Source organism: Candidatus Nitrosopumilus sp. bin_68KS (assembly GCF_054095825.1).
Genome location: NZ_JBSWSP010000010.1, coordinates 91,243 through 98,192, shown reverse-complemented (window position 1 = coordinate 98,192; position 6,950 = coordinate 91,243). Strand labels below are relative to the sequence as shown.

Sequence of the window (6,950 nt, the reverse complement as noted above, 5' to 3'; positions counted from 1 at the left end):
ACTGAATGTACAGTTCCATTTGTTCCCAGAACTAACAAACCTGTTTACTGTAGTGATTGTTTCAGACAAAACAAACCACAAGATTCAGGAAATGATAGATATTCACGAGATGATAGAGGTTCACGATATTCACGAGATGATAGAGGTTCACGATATTCACGAGATGATAGAGGTTCACGAAATGACAGTAGAGATGAATCTACAACTGTAACTTGTTCTGATTGCGGCACTGAATGTACAGTTCCATTTGTTCCCAGAACTAACAAACCTGTTTACTGTAGTGATTGTTTCAGACAAAACAAACCACAAGATTCAGGAAATGATAGATATTCACGAGATGATAGAGGTTCACGATCTTCATCTAGACGAGAATCTAGTAGAGGAAATAATAGATCTAGAAAACCTCGAAATGATAAATTTTTGAGAAAGCAAGAGAGTTTCTTTTCAAATGGTTCCGACAAATTTTATGAAACTATCAAAGAGAAATTATATGAAATTTTAGGTGGAAAAATCTGTTCCAATTGTGGTTTTAAGGATGAGAGAGCTTTAGGAATCAGTCCAATTTCTGAAAATGTAACTTCTGATAATTCCGGTCGTGGTGGTGATGCTGCATCTTGGGGAAAATATATTTCAGCACCAGATCTTGCTAGAGAAGAATTAAAGGTATTTTGTTTAAATTGTAATCAAATTAGAGAACCTGTACCAAAACGAACAGAAGACAGAACAAGACCAAAATCTAAAAAAAGTAAATACTTTCCTAGATAATCCTAGAATCATTTTTGAGAATTTATTAACACTTTAATTATAATTATTTTAGAATAATATTATGGATGGAGATCAAAAGGCATTGGGAATTGCAATGATCATAATGGTAGGAATAGCTGCTCTGTACACTGCATTTGGTTCCTAGATTATCCCTTTACTATTTCTACATTGACATCATTAACTGTCGTAGAAATAATCTTGTGCTCTTTATCCAGTACTGATTGAATAAAATCTGCAAATTCTTCGACATGCCCTTCTTCTTTAAACATAATGCTGTGGGCTGATTTATCTTTCAATGAAATAACTAACTCATTTTTTATTATGTTAATAATTGCTGTAATGTATGTCTCTTTTCCTTCTTTAATGAAAATTAAACTAGCAAATTTTTGAGCCTCGTAGTTGTCATCAAATGTGGTACTGAATTTCATTTATTCTCCATAAGAAATTCATGTATCTTGTTTTTTGCCTTTTCTCTTTTTTCTTGATGAATTAAAAGAAAATCATTAATTTTTTCAATTAGTATTGCTTTTAATTCACCTGATAGCAATTTCCCTGATTTATAATCTTCGTAAATTGTTTTTAGTTTATTATCATCTGGTTCAAAAAATATTCTCAAATATTGAAATGAAACATCAATGTCTGGATTCCCGCCAATCTTTCTATGCTCCTCAATGTCTGGTTGACCTCCAGAAAATGCATGTTTGTTGATTTTCTTCTTTACAACATTTGGTGAATCAGTTGTGTAAATAGTTCCGTTTTCGTCTGATGCTGACATTTTTCCTCCAGGTCCTTTTAAGGCTGGAATCATAATGTTGTGAATCAATGCGGGTTTTGGTTTACCCATTTTTGGAGCTATGTCTCTTGTTAATCTAAAATGAGGATCTTGATCTACACCCAATGGAATCAAAACTGGTTTATCTTCAATGAAACATGGAGCTGATTGTAATGATGTATAAAAAATCATTCCAATGTTTGTTTCATTTGTAAAACCAAATGTTGCTTTTGTATTAGAAAAATTGATTTTCTTTGCTACTTGAGCTGCAATAGGATAAAGTGTTTGAATGTTTTTTGTGTTGATAATTATTTTTGTTTTATCTGGTTTGAAACCTAATGCAATGAAATCAAGAGCATTTTCAAAAGCAAATTTGTTTGTCTCCTCTAAAGTTAGATTAGGTTTTGAAAAAAATTTTTCATCATCTGTAAGCTGAAAATACATATTAACGTCAAATTTTTCTTGTAACCATTTTGCAAATACCCATGGTACCAAGTGACCAATATGGGTATGTCCTGATGGACCTCGTCCAGTATATAGAAAGAATTTATTCCCTTTTTCATATTCATCAAGAATTCTGCCCATTTCTCTATGAGAGAAGAAAATTCCTCTTCTAAGCATAAAATTGTCTTCTCCTGTAATTTTCTTGATCCTTTCTAGAAGTTCTGATGAGATCTTCTCTGTACCGAATTGCTTAATTAATTTGTCATAATCAATATCACCTTCAACATGCCAAGGAGTTACAATAAAGTCATCAGCTGACATTCATCTTGACTTAGGTTAAGGTTTAAAAAGTCTTTTTCGGATTCTTTGCTGTTGTCGCAAGTTTTTCATGAAATTGAAAAAAAAATTATCACATCTCTCAGAGATGATCCAAAACAATCTCCTGAATCCCTTGAAAAATCTACACAACTTTCACCTGATCAAATCCGAAGAGGGATTGAATGGCTCAGATTAAAAGATCTAGCAATTGTCACTGAATCAAAATCAAGTATTATTAGCTTAGGTAAAAATGGGATTGAATCATTTCAAAAAGGATTACCTGAAAGAAGACTGTTAAATTTACTTAAAACTGGTCCTAAAAAATTATCTGATTTACAAAAAGAATTAGGATTTATTTTTGGACCTTCAATGGGTTTAGCAAGAAAAAATAATTGGGTTGAAGCCTCATCAGATCAAATCTCAATCAAAAACATTCCTTCAGAACTTCCAGGAGAAAAAACCATCAAACTTGTTGGAGAAAATAAAATATCTAAAGATAAAGTTGACATTGAAGATTTATCTACTCTATTAAAAAGACCTGATTTTATAATTGAGGATGTTATAATATCTAAAGAGATTAGTTTATCTGATTCTTCAAAATCTATTACACTTACAGATTCTAGTGGTGAAATTGATGTTGAAGCAAAAGTTCCAGAAACATTTGTTGCTCGAACTCACCCTCTAAAAGATACTATAGATGAAATTCGTGAAATTTTTGTAACATTAGGATTTTCTGAAATTCTTGGTAATATGACTCAGTCCAGCTTTTGGAATTTTGATGCTTTGTTTACTCCACAAGATCATCCAGCAAGAGAATTACAAGATACATTTTATCTGGATAAAATAAATGCTAAAAAAATTGGAACGCCAGATCAAATCAGAAAAGTTTCTGAATCACACAAAAAAAATTGGCGATATCAATGGGATATTAATGAAGCAAGAAAAATGGTTCTGAGAACTCACACTACTTGTGTAACAATCAAGCATCTTGCTGAAAATAAACCTGATGAGGCACGTTTTTTCTCTTTAGGACGTGTGTTCCGAAATGAAAAGGTCAGTTACAAACATCTTGTCGAATTTAATCAAATAGAAGGGGTTGTTATTGGAAAAGACGCATCTTTAAGAAATTTAATGGGAATACAACGAGAGTTTTACAAACGAATTGGTATTACTAAAATAAAATTTTGGCCAACCTTTTTCCCATACACTGAACCCTCTCTTCAAACAATGGTATACAATGAAAAATTAGGTAAATGGATTGAATTATTTGGAATGGGAATTTTTAGACCTGAAGTAACTAAACCATTAGGAATTACTAAACCTGTTTTAGCTTGGGGTGGTGGTATTGAAAGAATTGCTATGTTAAAATATGATTTAGATGATGTTAGAGAATTTTACAATAATAATCTTGGTTGGTTAAGGAGTACGACAAAATGCCAGTAGTAGAATTATCTTATTCACGACTTCAAAAATTAGTTGGTAAAGTTTCAAAAAAACAAATTGCTGATTCTCTACCTTTTCTTGGATTAGATATAGAATCAGAAAATAAAGATCTAGTTAGAATTGAATATAGTCCAAATAGACCTGATTATTCAACAGATTTTGGAATTGCACTAGGACTGCAAGGATTACTTGGAATCAAAACTGGTATGGTGAAACTAAATGTAAAAAAATCTACAAAATATCCAATCCGTGTAAAATCTAGTGTATCTAAAATTAGACCCTTTGTTACTGGTATTGTTGCAAAAAATGGAAAAATTGATGATACAACAATTAAACAACTAATGACCATGCAAGAAGATCTTCATTTTGGAATAGGTAGAAAAAGAAAAAAATCCTCAATTGGCATACATGATTTAGACAAAATTTTATTTCCTTTAGTTTACACAACTACTGACAGAAATTATAAGTTCATTCCACTAAATTCTGATAAGGAAATCACAATAACTGAAATACTTTCTAATACATCTGTTGGAAAAGATTATGGATCATTACTTGGACAATCCTCTCAAGTCCCTCTAATTTTAGATAAAAATCAAAAAACTGTATCTTTTCCTCCAATTATCAATGCTGCAGTCACAACGGTTACTACAAAAACAAAGAATCTCTTTGTTGAGGTAACTGGAATCAATAAAGAGGATGCAGAAGATATGCTTTCAGTAGTGGCAACCATTTTACAAAGTGCAGGATTTTCCTTGGAATCTGTAAAAATATCTGGTCCCAAAAATTCTACTCCGAAATTAGAACAAAAGAAAATCAAAGTCACTTCTTTATTGATTAATCAGATTCTTGGTTTGAATTTAACAACATCAAAAATTATTTCGTCATTGAAAAAATCTCGATTAGATGCATCATCAAAAGGAGTTAACATTACTTGTACTATTCCTGCATACCGCTTTGACATTTTTGGTCCTATGGATTTGGTAGAAGAAGTAGCTTTGGGGTATGGCATTCAAAATCTAGAACCTACAATCTCTCCATCACAAACTATGGGAAAAATAAATCCAGTATCAATCCAACTTAAATCGTTAGATCAAACTATGATTGGACTAGGATTTCTTGAAGCCTTGAATTCCAGTTTGAGTAGTAAACGTGTGTTATATGAAATGACAAATAGAGATTATTCAAAAATTATTTCTGTACTTGATTCAAAAAGTCAGGAGCATACTATACTCCGGGACTCTATTCTTCCTGGATTATTAGAAAATCTTTCAAGAAACATACATGAAACTTATCCTCAAAAAATGTTTGAAACTGGTACTATTTTTACTATTGATAATCCTATAACTGAGAAAATCAATTTTTCAGGAATTAGTGCTCATAAAGATGCAAACTTTACTGAAATTAAATCCATATTACAATCTGCATTAAAAATTGGATTTGGAATTGAAATTGAAACTAAAACTATTACAAACCCTACTTTTGAAGACGGTCATTGTGCATCAGTCGTTATTGATAATACACAAATTGGAATTATTGGAAAAATTAATTCAAAAATTATTGAAAATTATAAGATTCGTGTACCTGTTGTAGGATTTGAAATATCTTTATCTGATTCAATCCTAAAAAATCAAAATTAATTTATTCATATTCCTATTATTCATAAATAATTCCTCAATGGTTTTTAGTAGGAGTAGTTCTATGATTATCGCCCAAGAGCAGGCATGCAGACGGATTAGGATGAGTCGATCGTAATGATACCAGTGATTTCTAATTCACCCAGGTGTGCTACATTATGGGCAACCCCGGTTTCAGAACGCGAGGAGGCGTATGGCTATGTACCAATGATTTTGTGCGAGTCAGAACCGGGGAACATTATTTTTTAAAAAGATAAAACAACCATTGACTCAAACAAATTACATGGTAAACTATTGGTTGGCGAAACAAGAACCTAGCGGTCCTAGAGGATATAATTTTGAACAATTAAAGAAAGAAAAAACTACTATGTGGGATGGAGTTCATAACAATCTTGCATTAAAACATATGAGAGAAATGAAATCTGGTGATCTAGTTTTATTTTACCATACAGGTGATGAGAGACAAGCTGTTGGAATTATGCAAATTACATCAAAACCTTACCCTAACCCAAAAGAGGATAATGAACGTTTTATTGTAGTTGATGTAAAATATAAAAAAACATTGAAACGTCCTGTTACTCTTGATGAAATGAAAAAAGATAAAAAATTCAAAGACTGGGAATTAATTAGAATTTCTAGATTGTCAGTAATGCCTGTTCCAAAGCCACATTGGGATGCTATCTTAAATATTTCTGAAAAGTAACTGTAATCGGTTTATTGATATAGTCGATTTGTTTAATGAAAATATGGCAACAGCTTATGTTTTAATAAACTGTGAACTAGGCTCTGAGGAAGCTATTATTCAGCAACTCAAAGGCTTAGAAGGTGTAAAAGAAGTTCATGGAACTTTTGGTGCATATGATATTTTGGCCAAAATTGAATCTGATACTGTAGAAAAACTAAGAGAAACAATTACTTGGAAGATCAGAAAAATTGAAAAGATTCGTTCAACTCTTACCCTCATGGGTATTGAAGGCCAAACATAAACACCTTTTTTTCTTATTATGATTTTACATTTTATTTTTGTAATAAAAGAAGAAGATCGTGAAAAACGAAAATTCGAATTTGAGTATATTAAAAAAATGGGACAATTTTACAAATTATGGATTAAAGAAAAATTTGGTATTGAGTATGAAATTCAATGCGATGAATTGATTACAAAACCAACAAGTATTCTTCAAAGATTAGATACTCATACATTTGTTAGAGATCATGATCAAAGGGGAAAAGACATCTATCACTTTTATCTCACTCATTTTAAACCACTGTGGACTGATTGCACTTGTGATGGATATCATGCCGAAAATTTTGGATTAGTGTTTTGGCAACCGCCAAAACAAGCTAATGATACTTTGTTTCTTGCAGAAAAAAACTGTACAACTGTATCTCATATTTTATTACATGAGTTTTTACGAAAACGTGGACACAAAAAGTTCATACAAGTTGTTCATGATATTTGGACAAAACACCTCTTTGAACAGTTAGAATTTGAACAATATGGGGAGGATTTTAAAAAAACAAATGCAAAACCTATGTTTTTAACAATTGATACTTCACAAGTAAATTTGTAAAAA

At 31.4% G+C, this 6,950-nt stretch carries 8 protein-coding genes; 6 read left to right on the top strand and 2 right to left on the bottom strand.

Annotated elements, in window-relative coordinates; genetic code table 11:
- Positions 1-765, top strand: a 765-nt coding sequence (locus tag ACW9W3_RS05445; protein WP_457765136.1) for a CxxC-x17-CxxC domain-containing protein, incomplete at its 5' end; no start/stop codon positions are given.
- Positions 766-911: 146 nt separating this feature from the next.
- Here the strand turns inward: ACW9W3_RS05445 and ACW9W3_RS05440 are convergent.
- Positions 912-1,193: a hypothetical protein gene (locus ACW9W3_RS05440; protein WP_457765135.1), complete on the bottom strand. Its 282-nt coding sequence runs from the start codon at positions 1,191-1,193 to the stop codon at positions 912-914.
- Positions 1,190-2,302, bottom strand: a complete 1,113-nt coding sequence (locus tag ACW9W3_RS05435) for a tryptophan--tRNA ligase (protein ID WP_457765134.1) — start codon at positions 2,300-2,302, stop codon at positions 1,190-1,192. The genes ACW9W3_RS05440 and ACW9W3_RS05435 overlap by 4 nt, the downstream gene beginning before the upstream one ends.
- 51 nt (positions 2,303-2,353) lie before the next feature.
- Here ACW9W3_RS05435 and pheS point away from each other — a divergent pair, with 51 nt between their 5' ends.
- From pheS to ACW9W3_RS05410, 5 genes are all read left to right on the top strand, one after another.
- Complete coding sequence (gene pheS, locus ACW9W3_RS05430; RefSeq protein ID WP_457765133.1) at positions 2,354-3,742, top strand: phenylalanine--tRNA ligase subunit alpha; 1,389 nt, start codon at positions 2,354-2,356, stop codon at positions 3,740-3,742.
- On the top strand, positions 3,733-5,379 hold the full coding sequence (gene pheT / locus ACW9W3_RS05425; protein ID WP_457765132.1) for a phenylalanine--tRNA ligase subunit beta: 1,647 nt from the start codon (positions 3,733-3,735) through the stop codon (positions 5,377-5,379). The genes pheS and pheT overlap by 10 nt, the downstream gene beginning before the upstream one ends.
- A 280-nt stretch (positions 5,380-5,659) precedes the next feature.
- Positions 5,660-6,079, top strand: coding sequence for an EVE domain-containing protein (locus ACW9W3_RS05420; protein ID WP_457765142.1), 420 nt, complete (start codon positions 5,660-5,662; stop codon positions 6,077-6,079).
- A gap of 43 nt (positions 6,080-6,122) precedes the next feature.
- Entirely contained in the window at positions 6,123-6,362 is a 240-nt protein-coding gene (locus ACW9W3_RS05415; protein WP_014963852.1) for an Lrp/AsnC ligand binding domain-containing protein, read from the top strand.
- A gap of 18 nt (positions 6,363-6,380) precedes the next feature.
- The gene (locus ACW9W3_RS05410; protein WP_457765131.1) at positions 6,381-6,947 is read left to right on the top strand and encodes a hypothetical protein; all 567 of its coding nucleotides are present in this window, start codon (positions 6,381-6,383) and stop codon (positions 6,945-6,947) included.
- Positions 6,948-6,950: the final 3 nt, after the last annotated feature.